The sequence below is a fragment of the Variovorax sp. FG153 genome, from assembly GCF_057809595.1.
This window is the reverse complement of record NZ_JBMDKG010000022.1, coordinates 59627-77081: the sequence shown is the minus strand read 5'-3', so window position 1 is coordinate 77081 and position 17455 is coordinate 59627. Positions and strand designations below refer to the sequence as shown.

The 17455-nt window shown below is 69.9% G+C and carries 16 protein-coding genes; 14 read left to right on the top strand and 2 right to left on the bottom strand.

Annotated elements, in window-relative coordinates; translation table 11 throughout:
• Window positions 1-258: 258 nt before the first annotated feature.
• The 13 genes from ACODT0_RS22920 (at window position 259) to ACODT0_RS22860 (ending at window position 13633) form a co-directional block, all read left to right on the top strand.
• Window positions 259-1038, top strand: a complete 780-nt coding sequence (locus tag ACODT0_RS22920) for a sulfite exporter TauE/SafE family protein (RefSeq protein WP_082321650.1) — start codon at window positions 259-261, stop codon at window positions 1036-1038.
• 165 nt (window positions 1039-1203) lie between these two features.
• A complete protein-coding gene (locus tag ACODT0_RS22915; RefSeq protein ID WP_057590173.1) occupies window positions 1204-2694 on the top strand; it encodes an ATPase domain-containing protein in 1491 nt (496 codons plus the stop codon).
• 10 nt (window positions 2695-2704) lie between these two features.
• Window positions 2705-4420, top strand: a complete 1716-nt coding sequence (locus tag ACODT0_RS22910; protein WP_413765222.1) for a response regulator — start codon at window positions 2705-2707, stop codon at window positions 4418-4420.
• 57 nt (window positions 4421-4477) lie between these two features.
• Window positions 4478-5506: a cupin domain-containing protein gene (locus ACODT0_RS22905; protein WP_489042345.1), complete on the top strand. Its 1029-nt coding sequence runs from the start codon at window positions 4478-4480 to the stop codon at window positions 5504-5506.
• Window positions 5507-5567: 61 nt separating this feature from the next.
• The gene (locus tag ACODT0_RS22900) at window positions 5568-6152 is read left to right on the top strand and encodes a carboxymuconolactone decarboxylase family protein (protein ID WP_093345342.1); all 585 of its coding nucleotides are present in this window, start codon (window positions 5568-5570) and stop codon (window positions 6150-6152) included.
• On the top strand, window positions 6142-7218 hold the full coding sequence (locus tag ACODT0_RS22895; RefSeq protein WP_057590169.1) for an acyl-CoA dehydrogenase family protein: 1077 nt from the start codon (window positions 6142-6144) through the stop codon (window positions 7216-7218). The genes ACODT0_RS22900 and ACODT0_RS22895 overlap by 11 nt, the downstream gene beginning before the upstream one ends.
• Complete coding sequence (locus tag ACODT0_RS22890; protein ID WP_489042344.1) at window positions 7215-8078, top strand: ABC transporter ATP-binding protein; 864 nt, start codon at window positions 7215-7217, stop codon at window positions 8076-8078. The genes ACODT0_RS22895 and ACODT0_RS22890 overlap by 4 nt, the downstream gene beginning before the upstream one ends.
• Entirely contained in the window at window positions 8075-9337 is a 1263-nt protein-coding gene (locus ACODT0_RS22885; protein WP_489042343.1) for an ABC transporter substrate-binding protein, read from the top strand. The genes ACODT0_RS22890 and ACODT0_RS22885 overlap by 4 nt, the downstream gene beginning before the upstream one ends.
• Window position 9338: 1 nt before the next feature.
• Window positions 9339-10085 (top strand): ABC transporter permease, encoded by a 747-nt coding sequence (locus ACODT0_RS22880; protein WP_489042342.1) that lies wholly within the window; start codon window positions 9339-9341, stop codon window positions 10083-10085.
• A 189-nt stretch (window positions 10086-10274) separates the two neighbouring features.
• Entirely contained in the window at window positions 10275-10610 is a 336-nt protein-coding gene (locus tag ACODT0_RS22875) for a hypothetical protein (protein ID WP_489042341.1), read from the top strand.
• A 186-nt stretch (window positions 10611-10796) separates the two neighbouring features.
• Window positions 10797-11027 (top strand): antitoxin, encoded by a 231-nt coding sequence (locus tag ACODT0_RS22870; protein WP_057590165.1) that lies wholly within the window; start codon window positions 10797-10799, stop codon window positions 11025-11027.
• Window positions 11028-11432 (top strand): type II toxin-antitoxin system tRNA(fMet)-specific endonuclease VapC, encoded by a 405-nt coding sequence (gene vapC, locus ACODT0_RS22865; protein WP_489042340.1) that lies wholly within the window; start codon window positions 11028-11030, stop codon window positions 11430-11432.
• Between the two features lie 71 nt (window positions 11433-11503).
• Window positions 11504-13633, top strand: coding sequence for a tripartite tricarboxylate transporter substrate-binding protein (locus ACODT0_RS22860; RefSeq protein WP_489042339.1), 2130 nt, complete (start codon window positions 11504-11506; stop codon window positions 13631-13633).
• 53 nt (window positions 13634-13686) lie between these two features.
• On the opposite strand, the gene ACODT0_RS22855 is transcribed toward ACODT0_RS22860, so the two are convergent.
• Together ACODT0_RS22855 and ACODT0_RS22850 are read right to left on the bottom strand one after the other, a co-directional pair.
• The gene (locus ACODT0_RS22855; RefSeq protein ID WP_489042338.1) at window positions 13687-14886 is read right to left on the bottom strand and encodes an MFS transporter; all 1200 of its coding nucleotides are present in this window, start codon (window positions 14884-14886) and stop codon (window positions 13687-13689) included.
• A 77-nt stretch (window positions 14887-14963) separates the two neighbouring features.
• Window positions 14964-15587: a TetR/AcrR family transcriptional regulator gene (locus ACODT0_RS22850; protein ID WP_489042337.1), complete on the bottom strand. Its 624-nt coding sequence runs from the start codon at window positions 15585-15587 to the stop codon at window positions 14964-14966.
• Between the two features lie 302 nt (window positions 15588-15889).
• On the opposite strand from ACODT0_RS22850, the gene ACODT0_RS22845 reads away from it, so the two are divergent.
• The gene (locus ACODT0_RS22845) at window positions 15890-17446 is read left to right on the top strand and encodes an AMP-binding protein (protein ID WP_489042336.1); all 1557 of its coding nucleotides are present in this window, start codon (window positions 15890-15892) and stop codon (window positions 17444-17446) included.
• Window positions 17447-17455: the final 9 nt, after the last annotated feature.

Sequence of the window (17455 nt, the reverse complement as noted above, 5' to 3'; positions counted from 1 at the left end):
TTGGTTTGGCGTCCAGGGCACCCGAGGTGCCCCACCTATAATGGCGGGCCGATGTCGCCGCCGACATCGGCCATGCCTGCAGGCGCCTCCATGCCGCGACCGCGCCTCCCCCCGCTTTCCCCATGTCTTCGCCCGTGTCCTCGTTCGTTCCCGATCCCGCCGAATCGCTGTCTCGGCGCCCTCGCGCGTTCCCGCCGCTTCGCAAAGCCTCCGACGCCAGCCAAGGCCTGACCGCCTCGCGCCGCTGAAGCCCGCCCCGTGCAAGCCCTCCTCTCCAGCGCCGGCCCGGTGCTGGCCTTCATGGCCTGCGTCGCCCTCGCCACCTACGCCCAGAACCTCACCGGCTTCGCCTTCAGCCTGATCCTGCTGGGCCTGGTCTCGGTGTTCCACATCGCGAGCGTCAGCGACGCGGCCAACGCGGCCACGGTGCTGAGCCTGATCAATGCCTGGACCTACTTCCGTGCCCGGCCCGGCCCGGTGCCCTGGCAGCTGATGAAGCCGGCGCTCAATGGCAGCACGGTGGGCGTGATCGTCGGGCTGATGCTGCTGACCTGGCTCAGCGGCAGCGCGGTCGACTGGCTGCGCGCGCTGCTGGGGGTGTCGATCCTGGGCTGCGCGGTGCTGCTGGTGCTGCAGGCGAAGCCGCTGCCGGCGATCTCGGGGCGCAAGAGCTTCGCCATCGTCGGCTGCCTGTCGGGCGTGCTCGGCGGGCTGTTCTCGAGCTCGGGGCCGCCGATCGTGTTCCACATGTACCGGCAGCCGCTGGACCGCGAGCTGGTGCGGCGCGCGCTGCTGCTGATGTTCGCGTTCAACTCGCTGGTGCGGCTCGTGATCGTGGTGCCGACCGGGCACTTCTCGTGGCACGCGGCGCTGCTCGCGGCCTGCGCGATGCCGGTGGTCTATGCCGCCACGCGCTTGCATCACCGGCTGCCCAACCGGCTGCAGCCGCGCACGCTCAAATGGCTGGTGGGCGGGCTGCTCGCTGCCGCGGGCTCGACGCTGTTCGCTGCGGCCTGGGCCGCGATCGCGCACGGCTGAGCGCCACCGATCGCGGTGGCACGGCGCCGCCGCGCGGCGCCTTCACGAGGCGGCGGCTTACACGCGAAGTGTCCGAACCGCCCCTCTGGCGGCACAGGCGGCACGGGAAAATCCGTGCAGGAGCCCCCAAAGGGCTTTGCTTCCGGAAAAACCGCCCCCGCTGTCATGCCATCCTCACTCACCTCCACGGGCATCCCCGGCCTCGACGACATCCTCGGCGGCGGGCTGCCCGCGCAACACCTCTACCTGGTCGAGGGCACGCCGGGCACGGGCAAGACCACGCTCGCGCTGCAGTTCCTGCAGGCCGGCCGCGCCGCGGGCGAGCGCGGGCTCTACGTCACGCTGTCCGAAACCTCCGAGGAACTGGCCGAGGTGGCTGCCTCGCACGGCTGGTCGCTCGAGGGCATCGAGGTCTACGACCTGGTGAGCGACGAGGGACTCAGTGAGGAGGCCGAGCAGACGGTGCTCCATCCCTCTGAGTTCGAGCTCGGGGAGACCACGCGCGACGTGATGCGCCTGGTCAACGAACAGAAGCCGCAGCGCGTGGTCTTCGACAGCCTGTCGGAGATGCGGCTGCTGGCCCAGAGCGCGTTGCGTTACCGGCGCCAGATCCTCGCGCTCAAGCGCTTCTTCGCGCAGCGTGGCTGCACGGTGCTGATGCTCGACGACCGCTCGGGCGGCGATGGCGACCAGCACCTGCACAGCATCGCGCACGGCGTGCTGCACCTGGAGCAGAACACCAACGACTATGGCGCTGACAAGCGGCGGCTGCGCGTGGTGAAGCTGCGCGGCGTGAAGTTCCGCAGCGGCGAGCACGACTTCAACCTCGACCGCGGCGGGCTGCAGGTGTTTCCGCGGCTGGTGGCCAGCGAACACGAACAGCGGATCGACGAGCGCTCGGTCTCGACCGGCACCGCGGCGCTCGACGCCCTGCTGGGCGGCGGCCTGACACCCGGCAGCAGCCTGCTGCTGGCGGGCCCTGCGGGCGTGGGCAAGACCACCACCGCGATCAGCTGCGCCGTGGCGGCCGCGCGGCGCGGCGCGAAGGTGGCCTATTACCTGTTCGACGAGGGCCTGGGCACGCTGCGGCAGCGCTCGCGGGCGCTGGGGCTCGACGTCGAGCCCTACATGAGCTCGGGCCACATCGCGATCCGCACGCTGGACCCGGCCGAGGTCTCGCCGGGCCAGTTCGCGCACTCGGTGCGCACGGCGGTGGAGCAGGACGGCGTGCAGATGGTGGTGATCGACAGCCTCAATGCCTACCTGCACGCCATGCCCGGCGGCAAGTACCTGGTGCTGCAGATGCACGAGCTGCTGGCCTACCTGAACCTGCGCGGGCTCACCACGCTGCTGATTCTGTCGCTGCACGGCACCGTGGGCGAGGTGCGCGCCGACGTGGACCTGAGCTACCTCAGCGACGCGATGCTGAACTTCAGGTACTTCGAGGCGCGCGGCAACCTGCTGAAGGCGATCTCGGTGATCAAGAGCCGCACCAACGCGCACGAGCAGTCGATCCGCGAGTTCCGCCTCGGGCCGCACGGCGTCGAGGTCGGCAAGGCGCTGAGCGACTTCCAGGGGGTGCTGTCGGGCGCGGCCCGCTACACCGGCACGCAGCCGCTGCTGGGCGATAGCGATATCGCCACGCCGTCCGCATGAAAGGGGCGGCGTGGAAGACCGCATCCTGATCCTCGCGCCGCGCGGCCGGGATGCGCAGGTGATCCGGGCCGTGCTGGAGAGCCAGGGCATCGATTGCCTGGTCTGCCCCGACACTGCATCGCTGCTGGCGGAACTGGAAATTGCCGCCGCGGCGGCGATCGTGACCGAGGAGTCGCTCTCGGGCGGCTTCGACGGCGCGCTCGGCGCCTGCCTGGCGCGGCAACCGGCCTGGTCCGACCTGCCTTTCGTGGTGCTGGCGATGCGCCAGTCGGGGCGGCGTTCGGCCAGCGCGCAGGCCTCGCTGCAGCAGCTGGGCAATTCGGTGCTGCTCGAGCGGCCGCTCAATCCCGAGACGCTCGCGAGCGCCGCGCGCTCCGCTTTGCGCGCGCGCCAGCGGCAGTACGTGACGCGCCGCCACCTGAACGACATCGAGGCCGCCAAGGCCACGGTCGAGCGGCTCAACGCCGAGCTCGAAGGGCGCATCGCGACCCGCACGGCCGAGCTCGCGGGCGCCAACGACTGGCTGATGCGCGAGATCGCCGAGCGCGAACGGCTGCAGGCCAACGTGGTGCAGGGCCAGAAGCTCGAGGCCATCGGCCGCCTCACGGGCGGCATCGCGCACGACTTCAACAACCTGCTGCACGTGGTCAACCTCAACCTGGAATTCATCTCGCGGCTGGCGCCCGAGGGCAAGCTGGCCGACTACGCGCGTCGCGCGAAGGAGTCGGTGGCGCGCGGCTCGCGCCTGACCGGGCAGCTGCTGTCGTTCGCGCGAACGCGCAGCCTGGTGCCGCGGCTGCATGGCGTGAATGCGCTGGTCACCAACCTGCGCGAGCTCATCGAGGTCTCGGTGGGCTCGAAGGTGCGGGTGAGCTTCGAGCTCTGGCCCGGCGAACTCTGGGTGATGCTCGACGGCGCGCAACTCGAGATGGCGCTGCTGAACATGTCGGTGAACTCGCGCGATGCGATGCCCGAGGGCGGGAAGCTGGTCATCGGCACGGCATTGGCGAGCGCGGCCGACGGTTCCCCGCAGGTGCTGGTGAGCGTGCGGGACACCGGCAGCGGCATACCGAGCGCGGTGCTCTCGAAGGTGTTCGATCCCTTCTTCACCACCAAGGCCAATGGCCATGGCACGGGGCTGGGGCTGAGCCAGGTCTACGGCTTCGCGAGCCAGTCGGGCGGCCAGGCCGAGATCCGCAGCACGCCGGGCCAGGGCGCGACCGTGACCCTGCGCTTTCCTCTGTCGCAGCCCGAGCCGGTGGAGGATGCCGCATCGCCGGCCGGGCGCGAGGGCGCCGCGCCCGCGCGGGACGATCCGCGCAGCGAGGTGCTGGTGGTGGAGGACGATGCCGAGGTCCGCCAGGGCATCGCCGAAGGCCTGCGCCTGCTGCAGTACACCGTGCGCGAGGCCAGCGATGGTCACAGCGGCCTGCAGGAGCTGCAGCGCCGCCGGCCCGACCTGCTGATGGTCGACTACCTGATGCCCGGCATGAACGGCGCCGAGCTCGTGGCGGCCGCGCGCCGGCTCTATCCGCAGATGCCGGTGCTGGTCGCGACCGGTTATGCCGACATGGCGGAGGTGCAGAAGGTGGTGGGTTCGCATTCCGTGCTGCGCAAGCCCTTCGACCTCGAGACGCTCAGCGGCGCGGTGAGCGCGGAGCTCGGTCGTGCGCGGACGACGGCGCAGGCCGCGGACGAGCGCGAACGGATCGTTTCCGGGTCATAAGCTCACAGCGATTCGTTCTTTGGCGCCGCGCGCGGCCTCGGCCACACTGGCGGGCCCATGCCTTCCCTCTCCGTCATTCCCGACGTTGCCAGCCCGTCGGCCGATGCCGGGATCGATGCCCAGGCCGACCGGGTGGCCGACTGGCTGCTCGGCAGCCTCGAATGGAACGCCACGCTGTTCCACGTGGGCCAGTACTGCGGCCGCTGGCGCGCCTCCACGGCGGGCCGGGCGCGCGCGAGCTTCCACCTGATCCTCGAGGGCCGCTGCTGGCTGCACCGGCCGGGGCTCGAATCGGTGCCGCTGTCGCCCCGCGACGGCGTGTTCCTGATGCGCGACGTGCCGCATTTCCTCTCGCCCTATGCCGACCCCGGCATCGACTGCGCGCCGCGCGCGATGCAGCCGCTGTCGGCCAGCCCCGCGCTCGGCGAAACGGCATTGGCCTGCGGCTTCTTCTCGTTCGACGGGCCGCTGCGCGACCTGGTCGCGCAGTCCTTTCCCGACTGCCTGGTGCTGCGCGCCGACGACCTCGCGATGGCCTCGGCCGCGACCCTGTTCGACCTGATGCGCGGCGAGGCGCTGCGCGCCGGCACTGAGCCCTCGGTGCTGATGGACCGGCTGGCCGGCCTGCTGTTTTTCTATGGCCTGCGCCATGTGGCGCGCAGCGACGCGAACGCGCGCGGCTTCTGGGGGCTGCTGCGCCGGCGCGGCTTCGCGCCCTTGCTGGCGGCGCTGCTGCAGTCGCCCGAGCGGCCCTGGAGCGTGGCCGACATGGCGCAACGCGTGCATCTCTCGCGCGCGGCCTTCTTCCGCCAGTTCGGCGAGGCCTGCGGCCAGTCGCCGCTGCAGTTCCTGCAGCTGCTGCGCATGCAGATCGCGGCGCGCAAGCTGACGCAGGGCGAGTCGATCGCGCAGGCCGCCGAGGCCGTGGGCTACGACTCCTATGCCGCCTTCTCGCGCACCTTCAAGCGCGTGATCGGCAAGCAGCCGGGCGCCTGGCAGCGCGCGCGCCGGCTCGACCGCAGCGAGGCCGCCGGCGTGACCGCGGGCGAGACGAACCAGCACAGATCCGAGACGCCCGGTCATTGATGCCCGCGGGCGCGCCGCGAAGAATCGGTGCCAGTTTCCGCAAAACCTGAGCCGCACCGACATGACACGCCTGACCCTGCACACCGAGACCTCCGCGCCCGAAGCCAGCCGCGCGCTGGTGGCGCGCGCCGCCGCCAACAACGGCTTCCTGCCGAACCTGATCGGCATCCTCGCCAATTCGCCGCAGGCGCTCGAGACCTACCTCGGCGTGGCCCAGACCACCGCGCGCGGCGAACTCACGCTGGCCGAGCGCGAGGTGCTGCAGATCACGGCCGCGCGCATCCACGGCTGCGACTTCTGCGTGGCCGGCCATTCGGCCGCGGCGCTCAAGCAGGCGAAGCTGCCGGCATCGGCCGTGGTGGCGCTGCAGCGCGGCGAGGCCACGGGCGAGGCCCGGCTCGATGCGGTGCGCGCCTTCACCGAGGCCGTGATCGCGAGCCGCGGCAAGGTGAGCGACGAGGCGCTCGCCGCCTTCCGCGGCGCGGGCTTCTCCGAGCGCCAGGTGCTCGAGGTGGTGCTCGGCGTGAGCCTGGCCACGCTGTGCAACTTCGCCAACAGCCTGGCCGGCAGCGCGGTCAACCCGCAGCTGCAGCCCTACCTGCCCGAGAACCTGCGCGCCGACGCAGCGCCCGCCCATGCTGGCTGAGGCCGACCGGCACTGGCTCGACGCGCAGGCCGAGGCGCTCGACAGCGACAACGCGCAGGCGTACGCGGTGCTGCCGCGGCTCGCGGGCGCGCAGCTGTTCGGCCTGGGCGTGCCGCGCGCGATCGGCGGGCAGGGCGGCGACACGCGCGATGCCATCGAGGCCATCGCCGCCGTGGCCGGCCATTCGCTGGCGGCGGCCTTCACCTTCTGGGGTCAGCGCGTCTTCATCGAATACCTGCTGCAGTCGCCCAACCAGGCGCTGCGCGAGCGCTGGCTGCCCGCGCTGCTCGACGGCTCGCTGGCCGGTGCCTCGGGGCTGTCGAACGCGATGAAGTTCCTCGGCGGCATCGAGGCGCTGCAGATCACGGCCGCGCGGCAGGAGGGCGCGCCCGGCTGGCGGCTCGACGGCAGCGTGCCGTGGTGCACCAACCTGCGGCCGCAGGGCTTCGTGGCCGCGGTGGTGGTGCAGCGTGCCGATGGCGGCGCGCCGCTCGTGGCCGCGCTGCAGAGTGAGCAGGCGGGCGTGGAGCGCAGCGCCGACCTCGACCTGATCGCGCTGCGCGGCAGCAACACCGCCTCGCTGCGCATCGAAGGCGCGCGACTCGCGGCCGACGAACTGATCCACGACGATGCCAACCGCTTCCTGCCGACGGCGCGGCCCGAGTTCCTCGGCCTGCAGTGCGGGCTGTCGATCGGGCTCGCGCGCGCCGCGCTCGCGACCGCGGCGCAGATCGGCGCTGCCGGGCGCGCGGTACTCGACGCACCGTTGGCCGAACAGCGGCGGGCGCTCGATGCCACGGTCGATGGGCTCTATGCGGGCATCGCCGATGGCCGGTTCCGCACCCAGCCCGAGGCGCTGTTCCGCGCCCGGCTCGCGCTGGCCGACATCGCGCAGGCCGCGGTGCAGCTCGAGCTGCAGGCCAGCGGCGGCCGCGGCTACCACCGCGACCAGCCGTTGAGCCTGGCGCGGCACTGGCGCGAGGTGTCGTTCGTGCCGATCGTGACGCCGAGCGTGGTGCAACTGCGTGGCGAACTCGCGCGCCGCGCGGCGCAGTCCGCATCGTGAGCGCCCTGGCTGCCGAGATCGGCCTCGACGAGGCCGCGAACGCGCCGCACCCGGTGCTCGAGGCGCGCGATCTGGCCTTCGGCTTCGATGCGGCAAGGCCGGTGTTCAGTGGCGTATCGCTCGCGGTGGCGCCGCGCGAGATCGTCTGCCTGCTCGGCGGCAGCGGCTGCGGCAAGTCCACCTTGCTGCGCCAGCTCGCGCGGCTCGAGGTGCCCGGCGTCGGGCATGCCGAGGGCGAGATCCGTTTTCTCGGCGAGGCCTCGAGCACACCGCATCCGCGCGCGGCACTGGTGTTCCAGCAGCCGGGCCTGCTGCCATGGCTCGATGCGGCGCGCAACGTGGGCTTCGGCCTAGACTTCGCGCGCCAGCCGAAGCTCGAACGCGAGCTGCGCGCACGCCGCGTGCGCGACGCACTCGCGGCCGTGGGGCTCGCGGGGCAGGGCGGGCTCTATCCCTCGCAGCTGTCGGGCGGCATGGCGCAGCGCGTGGCGCTGGCCCGGGCACTCGCGCGCGAGCCGGTGCTGCTGCTGGCCGACGAACCCTTCTCGGCGCTCGATGCCATCACGCGCACCGAGATGCAGGAACTGCTGGTCGATGTGGTGCACCGCTGGCGCACCGCCGCGCTGCTGGTCACGCACGACATCGACGAGGCGATCCTCGTCGGCGACCGCATCCTGCTGATGGGCGAGCGGCCCGGCCGCATCGTGCGCGAATGGCGCGTCGACATGCCGCGTCCGCGCAGCGATGGCGCCGCCTTCACCGCGCTACGGCTCGACATCCTCGCCGCCCTGCAGGCCACGCGCCGTCATTCCTCCATCGAATCGCCACCCGGCATGCCAGAAAGAAAGCCCGTCGAATGACCGACCCGAATCCCGCCCACGGCGCCGCGCTGCGCGCCACCCATGTCTGCGCCTCGTCCGCCTGCGACTGCGGCCTCACGCGGCGCGACATGCTGCGGCTGTCGGCCCTGGCCGGCGCGGCGGTGGCGGCGCCTTTTCTCTCGGCCGGCGATGCGATGGCCCAAGGCTTCAAGGGCGACGATCAGCCCGTGAAGATCGGCTATTTGCCGATCACCGACGCCACGCCGCTCCTGATCGCGCATGCGCGCGGGCTATTCGACAAGGAAGGGTTGCGCGCCGAGGCGCCGCGCATGTTCCGTTCATGGGCGCAGATCGTCGAGGCCTTCGTCGCGGGCCAGGTCAACGTGATCCACCTGCTCACGCCGGCCACGCTGTGGGTGCGCTATGGCTCGAAGTTCCCGGCCAGGATCGTGGCCTGGAACCACATCAACGGCTCGGCGCTCACCGTGCTGCCCGAGATCGGCAAGCTCTCCGACCTCGGCGGCAAGACCGTGGCGGTGCCGTTCTGGTATTCGATCCACAACGTGCTGCTTCAAGACATGCTGCGCGCCGAAGGCCTCAGCGCCGTCACCAAGGGCGCGGGCGCCGGCGGCGGCGTGGGCCCGAAGGAAGTCAACCTCGTGGTGCTGGCGCCGGCCGAGATGGTGTCGGCGCTGGCCGCGCGCTCGATCGCGGGCTTCATCGTGGCCGAGCCCTTCAACGCGGCGGCCGAGATCGCGGGCGTGGGCAAGGTGCTGCGCTTCTCGGGCGACGTCTGGAAGGACCATGCCTGCTGCGTCACCTTCCTGGCGGAGCGCGACATCGCCGAGAAGCCCGAGTGGGCGCAGCGCGTGACCCACGCGATCGTCAAGGCGCAGCTGTGGACACGCGACAACCGGCTCGACGCGGCACGGCTGCTGTCGAACGCCGGCGAGCGGCGCTACACGCCGCATCCGCCGCAGACCCTGGCCAAGGTGCTGGCCGCCACCGACTACGCGAGCTACGAGGCCAGCGGCGTGGTGCGCCACAAGGGCTGGAGCCAGCGGCGCATCGATTTCCAGCCCTATCCCTTCGCCTCCTACACCGAGCAGCTGGTGCGCGCGGTGCAGGGCACCCGGGTCGAGGGCGAGAACGCCTTTCTGCGCGCGCTCGATCCGAAGTTCGTGGCGCGCGACCTGGTCGACGACCGCTTCGTGCGCAAGGCGATCGAGGCCGTGGGCGGGCCGCAGGTGTTCGGCGTGGCGCCGGACTACCAGCGGCGCGAGACCATCGCGGTCTGACGTGGGTCGCCGCCTCGGACTGCCGCTGGCCGGCCTCGCGCTGGCGCTCGTGCTGTGGTGGGCCGGCAGCGCCTGGCTCGCGCAGCGCACGCCTATCGCCGCGGCCTTCGCGCCCTGGCCGTCGGCGCTGGCGCTCGCGCGTCTCGTCGCCGGCCCCGACATCTGGCAGCACGCGCTGCTGAGCCTGCAGCGCGTGGCCATCGGCCTCGCACTGGCGATCGTGTTCGGCGTGCCGCTGGGCGTGCTCACCGGGCTGTGGCGCGGCTTCGCGCAAGCCAGCACGCCGGTGTTCCAGTTCCTGCGCATGATCTCGCCGCTGTCGTGGATGCCGATCGCCGTGATGGTGCTCGGCGTGGGCGACCTGCCGGTGTATTTCCTGCTGGCCTTCGCGGCCGTGTGGCCGATCCTGCTCAACACCGCGGCCGGCGTGGCGCAACTCGACCCGCACTGGCTCACGTTCGCGCGCAGCCTGTCGGCCACGCGCCGCGAGACCGTGCTGCGCGTGATCCTGCCGGGCATCACCGCGCACCTGCTCACGGGCGTGCGGCTGGCCATCGGCATCATCTGGATCGTGCTGGTGCCGGCCGAGATGCTCGGTGTGTCGGCCGGGCTCGGGTACTTCATCCTCGACACGCGCGACCGGCTTGCCTATTCGGAGCTGATGGCGGTGATCGTGCTGATCGGGGCGTTGGGCTATCTGCTCGATGGGTTGGCGCGGTGGCTGCATGCGCGGTGGACGCATGGGTGAGGGGGAGCGCGCGACTGGCAGGGCAAGCGAACAGGAAAACCAATTGGAAAAAGCAGCCTTCGGAATGGCGCCCAAAATTAATATAAGACGTTGATATATATTGGTTTTTTTGCAGAATGAACGGGCAAAAGAACCGGAAGCCATGAGCGAAAAACCGATCCCCTGGTCTGCCACGACCAGGTGAGTTTCATGACCACGATGCTGGATCTGTCGAAGCTCAAGGAACGCATCCGCGCTTATGTCCTCGTGCGCGGTACGGCCGAGGGCATCACCGAGTACCGCGACGAGGCAGTGCTTCCGTTGCAGACGATCGCGGTGGCGGGCCCGGTGTTGCGCGGGGACTTCATTCGGATGACCGGCCTGGAGGAGCGCACCGCGCGAAAGGTCATCTCGCGCTTCATCGCCGACGGCATTCTTCGAAGCGAAAGCCATCGCGCGGAATTGAGCATCGGCTTTCCGTTCCAGTCACTCTGTATCCTGTTTTCCAATCTCTATCCCGAGGCTTCGACGATTCCGACGGACTGAATTCACGCCTTCGCAAACCACGCCAGCGCCACCGCCGGCATCGCGAACCCGATCCACGACGCCAGCGGCCATCCGCCTCTTGCATAGGCCCAGGCACCGGCCAGCAGCGACATTGCGTGTCCGACCAGGATCGTTGACTCGGAGGCTTACGGCGTATATACTTTTTGTATATACAAAGGAGGGCCCATGACCCATGCCCGTGTCTTCCAGTCAGGCAACAGCCAGGCGGTCCGCCTGCCGAGGGAATTTCGATTCGCCTCCGACCAGGTGGAGATTTTTCGCCGCGGCAACGAAGTCGTCCTGCGAGAACTGCCGGCCAGCGCGGCGGCCATATTCGACGCACTCGCCGAAATGCCCGCGGACTTCATGGCGGATGGCCGCGGCGATACGCCTCCCCAGGAACGGGACGGATTCTGAATGGCCATCCGCTACCTGCTCGACACCAACATCTGCATCTACATCGCCAAGCACAACCCGGCCAAGGTGCGAGCGCGTTTCGAGCAACTGCCCGCCGACGCGCTGGCCATGTCGGTCATCACGCTCGGCGAGCTTCAGCATGGGGCGGAAAAAAGCCAGGCCCGTTCGAAAGCCCTGGCCGCATTGCAGCAGTTGCAAAGCGTCATCCAGGTCATGCCGCTGTCGGAGGCGGTCGGGCAGCGCTATGGCGAGATACGCAGCGATCTCGAGCGCAAGGGCCGGCCGATCGGCAACAACGATCTATGGATCGCTGCCCATGCGCGTGCCGAAGCGTGGATCCTCGTCACCAACAATGAGCGCGAGTTCAGCCGTGTCGAGGGTCTGTCGGTCGAGAACTGGGCCTGATCTCGGGTAACGGCCAGCGTGCGGCACCAAGCATCCGTCCCGAGGCAGGGCCCTTGTTTCTCGTTCACCCAATGAAGCGCCTGTCTCTCTTCGCCGCCCTGCTGTGGCTCTGCATCGCCCTCGGCCCGGCCAACGCGGCGCCGCCGAGTTACCAGGACCTGCAGGCCAACCCCGGTGCGGTGCCGATGCAGCCGACCTGGCAATTGCGGCCGGTGGATGCACCGGCGCCGCCCTGGGAAGACATCTTCACGTTCACCATCGGCATCGCCCCAAACCTGATCGAACGGGCGCGTTGGCTGAGCCTGAATCCGGGCAGGAACAGCGAGCGTGCCCCCGCGCTGTTCGACGCGCTCGATGGGCGAGTGCTTTTCCTGTCACCGACGGCGCGCAGCTTCTGCGAAGGTCGCTGGCAGGTCGCATGGCTGGAACGCATCGGCATCATTGGTGTCGGCACCGTGCTCCAGCCCGCGTTCAAGGTGTGGCTGGTGGAGCAGAAGCCCGGTGGCGGTCAACGCACCACCGTGGGCATCGGGCGCATCGATGCGCAAGGGCAGTGGGCCGTGCCGCCCGTGACTTGCGATGGCAAGGACACGACATCCATCGACGCCCCCGCCGCCCTGTCCTACCTGATGCCCGACGAATCCAGGCCAGCGCCTTCCGACCTGCGGGTGGACACGGTGTACGCACAGCCCGGCTTGCGCGATGCCGCGGGGCAGTGGCGCACCCCGCCACCGCCGCGGGACATCGCCACCGCGCAATGGATGGACTACCAGCGGCAGATGCCGACACCGGGCTCCACCGGCTCGGGCCTGATCGACGCGCGAGGGAGGATGGTGATCCCGTTCATCTTCGGCGGACTGCCCGATGCAACAGCCCAGCGGCGCATCCGGCTGTGCACCGCCGTCGGCCTCGATCGCCAGCGCAATGCCAGCACGCCGCGCGCATGCCGCTGGCAACGGCTGCACGGCAGCGATGCCGTCGCCGCACTGCGGCCGGCCAAGGACGAGGACACCGGCCGATGGGGCTACCGGAACGCGCAGGGCCAATGGGCGATCGCGCCGCAGTTCCAGGAGGCGCGTCCGTTCCGCCATGGCTATGCCGTCGTCGCGGGCGCGTTCCCCCAGGACTGGCGGCCGCCCGGGTGGCAGGACGAGCGGCCGATCTTCCGGCAGTTCCATCGCATGGGCCGCCACTGGGTGGCCGAAGCCGTGGTGCGCAACGCGTCCACTGGAGCGTGGGAGATACGCTACGGCCTGCTCGACGATGCGGGGCAATGGCTGGCCGTCGTGCCGCACCCCACGCTGCACGTCACCGTGCCGTTTCCGCCCGGGGGCCGCAGCAGCCACTATGCCGGGATGCTGGCCAGCCACCTGCCGAAGCTGCTGGGCCGTGGCGTGCAGGTCGATCATGTGCCGCAAGCCACCGAAGCCGACTACCGCCGGCTGATGACGGAGGGCGGCAACGAGAAGGTCCTGCTCGCGGCGCTGAGGCTGCCGCGCGGAGGGATCGAGGGCGTGCACCAGGGCCCGCCGATCGATGCGCTGATGCAGGCCCTTCGCCCCGTCACGCTGCTGGCGTCGCAGCCGCTGGTGCTGGCCATCGACAGCACGAAGGCCGACACGCTGGGCATTCACAACACCGATGACCTGCTCGCCTATGCGCGGGCCCATCCCGGCAGCCTGCGTATCGGCACGGGCGAAGACGGCTGGACCGGCCATCTCGCCTTCGGCCAGTTCCGCGCGCTGAGTGGCGTCGACGTGCAACGCGTGATCTTCAAGGGCATGTACCCCGACTCGGACATCGTCACGAAGGCGCATGCGGTGGACCTGCTGTTCGCGCCGGTGAACGGCGTGGCGGTCGCCGTACGGCGCGGCCAGTTGCGCGTGCTCGGCACCACCGCCGATCCGGCGCGCCCGCAAAGCTTCGAAGGTGTGCCGTGGCCGACGCTGGCCTCGAGCGCGCCCTTGAGCGGCTATGCGGCGTACGACCACTTCAGCCTCTGGGCACCGGCGAATTCGGAGGCCGCGTCCAATCGCACCGTGCAGGAAGCCGTGGCCCAGGTGCTTGCCAGGCCCGAGGTACGAAAGCAGCTGCAGGACCTTCAGGTCGTCGGCGGAGGCGGATCACCCGAGAGCTTGCTGGCGCTGGAGAATGAAGAGCGCGAACGCTGGAGGCGCGCGCTGTCCTCGCCGGTGCGTTGATCGCGTTGATCGCGCTGTTGGGCCTCCGGGCTCGAGGGCCTCGACCGTCGCGCTCACTCGGTCGCGAACCACGCCAGCGCCACAGCTGGCAATGCGAACCCGATCCACGAGGCCAGCGGCCATCCGCCCTTCGCATAGGCCCAGGCACCGAGCGCCGACCCCGCCGCGCCGCCGAGGAAGAAGGTCGCCATGTAGAGCCCGTTGAGCCGCGAACGGAGTTCGGCGCCGAGACTGAAGATCGCGCGCTGCCCCAGGGTCATGTTGGCCGACACGCCGAAGTCCAGCACCACCGCCGCGACCGCCAGCAGGCCCAGCGACAGCGGCGATCCGCCAGGGGTGACATGGGCCAGCAGGAAGCTGCCCGCCACCGCGAGCATGGCGCCGATGGTCGCGCCGCGGCTCCAGCCGCGGTCGGCGGCACGGCCGACCAGGGGGGCGGCCACGGCGCCCGCCACGCCCACCAGCGCGAAGAGGGCGATCTCCGCCTGCGACAGCCCGTAGGCGCTGCTGGCCAGCAGCAGCGGCGTGACGGTCCAGAACAGGCTGAACGAGGCGAACAGGAAGGCGTGATAGAGCGCGCGCCGCTGCAGGACCCGCGTGGTGCGCGCGAGCCGCACCATCGATGCCAGCAGCTGGCCGTAGCGCAGGCTGTGCGAGGGCTTGCGCGCCGGCAACGCCAGGGCGAGGACCAGGGCCAGCACCAGCATCAGCGCCGACGAGAGCACGAACACCACGTGCCATGAGGACAGCTGCGCGACGAAGCTCGCCGTGGGCCGCGCCAGCATGATGCCCAGCATCAGCCCGCTCATCACGCTGCCGACGGCGCGCCCGCGCCGGGCCTCGGGCACCAGGTGCGTGACATAGGGCACCAGCACCTGGACCGCCACGGTACAGAGCCCGATGCTCAGCGCCGCCGCCAGGAAGGGCAGCGGATGGGTGGACAGGCCCGCGGCCAGCAGCGACAGCGCGTCGGCGCACAGCAAGACCAGCACCAGCAGCCGGTTCTCGACCAGGTCGCCGAGCGGGACGATGAACAGCAGGCCCAGCCCGTAGCCGATCTGCGTCAGCGTGACGATGAGGCCGGTGGCGGCCGGCGAGAGCCCGAGCGAGGCGCTGATGAGCCCGGCCAGCGGCTGCGCGTAGTAGAGGTTGGCCGCGGCCAGGCCGCAGGCCGTGGCCACCAGCAGCACCAGCCAGGCATGGGGTTGCGCGGCGGCGGCGTGCGGTGTTGCCGTGTTCGTGGAGGTCGTCATGGGGAGCGTGGGAGGGTGGAGGAAACGAAAGCGCCAAATAAGGAAATGTTCATGTCCGAAATTGGCAAAAAAAAGGATCAGTCGAAGATGTGCATCGCGGCCTCGGCGACCGCCTGCATCTCCTTCTTGCCGCGGCCGGTGGTGCCGACCACGCGCATGCCCTGCAGCACGCACAGCACGAGGCGCGCGGCGGTCCTGTCGTCGAGGGCGGTGGCGAGCGAGCCGTCGTCCTTGCCCTGGCGGATCAATTCCTCGAGCAGCGCCTCGTTCCGATCGAGCGAGCGCTTGATGCGTTGCGCGACCTCGTCGTCGAGCGTGGCCAGCTCGGTCGCCGTGCCGACCACGAGGCAGCCGCGCTCGCCCTCGACGCCATGCGAGGAACCCGCGAAGAAGCCGAGCACGTTGAACAGCCGCTCGCGGCCGGTGGCGCCGCGCTCGACCTGGGCCCGGATCAGCGGGTCGCGCTTCTCCTTGTAGCGGTCGAGGGCCGCGAGAAAGATGCCGCGCTTGTCCTTGAAGGCCTTGTAGACGCTGCCCGAGGTCAGCGCCATCGCGGCCGTCAGGTCGGTGATCGAGGTGCCGTGGTAGCCGCGTTCGCGGAAGACCAGCACGGCCTTGTCGAGCGCCTCGTCCATGTCGAACTCGCGCGGGCGGCCCCGGCCCCGGGTGGGGCTGGCCTGGATCGAAGGGGAGGAGGACATGGGCGACGAGTATATGGGAAACGATCGATCCCTATTTTGGGTGCTGCTTCCTCGTACCAGGCTTGATGCGTGCGGGTCGCTTTATATAAATCTCCGTTTACTAAAAATATTTCCCGGCGTTTCCCCCTGAGAGAGCAGTGTTTATTAAGGAGAGGCATGGGTTTTCCCTAGGCTTTGAAATACTGAATCACGGTTTACTTTTAATGTGAACGGTGATTTAATTTTTCCCAAGGGCTGGATCCCGTCGCCGCTTCGGCGGCCACCCAGCCGGTGTTTCCTCCTCACCCAGAACAGAGACAGGCATGACAGAGATCGCCCCCATCTTCTTCAACTGCGAAAGCGGTTCCCAGACCCGGTCCGCGTTCGACCGCGCGGTCGCCCGGATCGCTGCCGGCCTGCAGGCGCTCGGGCTCGTCGAAGGCGACACCGTGGCGCTGCTGATGCGCAACGACGCGCCGATGGCGCAGGCGATGGCCGCGGCCGACATGGCGGGCATCTATGCCGTGCCGCTCAATTGGCACGGCAAGAGCGAGGAGATCGGCTACGTGCTGCAGGACTGCGGCGCGCGCGTGCTCATCGCGCACGATGACCTGCTGGCGCTGGTCGATGCGGACCTGCTCGACACGCTCCAGGTCATCGCGGTGCCGACGCCGAAGGAGATCGCGGTGCGCCATGGCGTGGAGCCCGCGGCGGCGGATGCGTCCGCGGCCGGCCACATCGGCTGGCAGTCCTGGCTCGATGCACAGCAGGAGGCGGCCCGGCCGACCACCAAGCCGCGCGGCGTGATCATGTACACCTCGGGCACGACCGGAAAGCCCAAGGGCGTGCAGCGCGAGCCCTATGCCGACCTGGCGGCGTTCCGCCAGAACCTGGGCACGCTGCACCATGCCTTCGGCACCCAGCCCGGCATGCATGCCGCGATCCTCGGGCCGCTCTATCACGGCGGGCCCACGGCCTACTGGCGCGCCTGCTACGCGGCCACCGCGAAGGAAGGCATGGTGGTGGTGCGCTCGAAGTTCGATCCGATCGAGCTGCTGCAGCTGATCCAGGACTACCGCATCTCGCACCTGTTCATGGTGCCCACCATGTTCATCCGGCTGCTGAAGCTGCCGCCGGAGGTCCGCGCACGCTACGACGTCAGCAGCGTGCGGCACATCATCCATACGGCCGCGCCCTGTCCCGTGGCCGTGAAGGCCGCCATGTGCGAGTGGATGGGCGACGTGATCTACGAGTTCTACGGCGCTTCCGAAACCGGGCCGGTGACGGTGGCCACGCCGCAGGACGCCAGGGAGCGCCCCGGCACCGTGGGCCACCCGCAGTCGACGGTGCGCATGCGGATCCTCGATGCAGACGGCCTCGTGCTGCCCGCGGGCGAGATCGGCGAGATCTGCTGCCGCAACGACACCTACCCGGACTTCACCTACCGCAACCGCCACGCGGACCGCGCCGCGCTCGACCGGCATGGCCTGATCGCGACCGGCGACATGGGCTACCTCGACGAGGACGGCTACCTGTTCGTCTGCGATCGCGTGAAGGACATGGTGATCTCGGGCGGCGTCAACATCTATCCGGCCGAGATCGAGGCCGCGCTAATCGACATCGCCGGCATCCAGGACTGCGCCGTGTTCGGCATTCCGCACGAAGAGTACGGCGAGGCCCTGGCGGCGCATGTGCAGCTGGCGCCGGGCGCGGTGCTCACGGCCGAGGAGATCGGCGCCACGCTGCTGGCGCGGCTCACCAAGTTCAAGGTGCCGTCGGTGATCCGCTTCGAGACCCAGATGCCGCGGCAGGACAACGGAAAGATCTACAAGCGCCGCCTCTCCGAGCCCTACTGGGCCGGCCATGGCCGCCGCATCTGAGCCACGCCG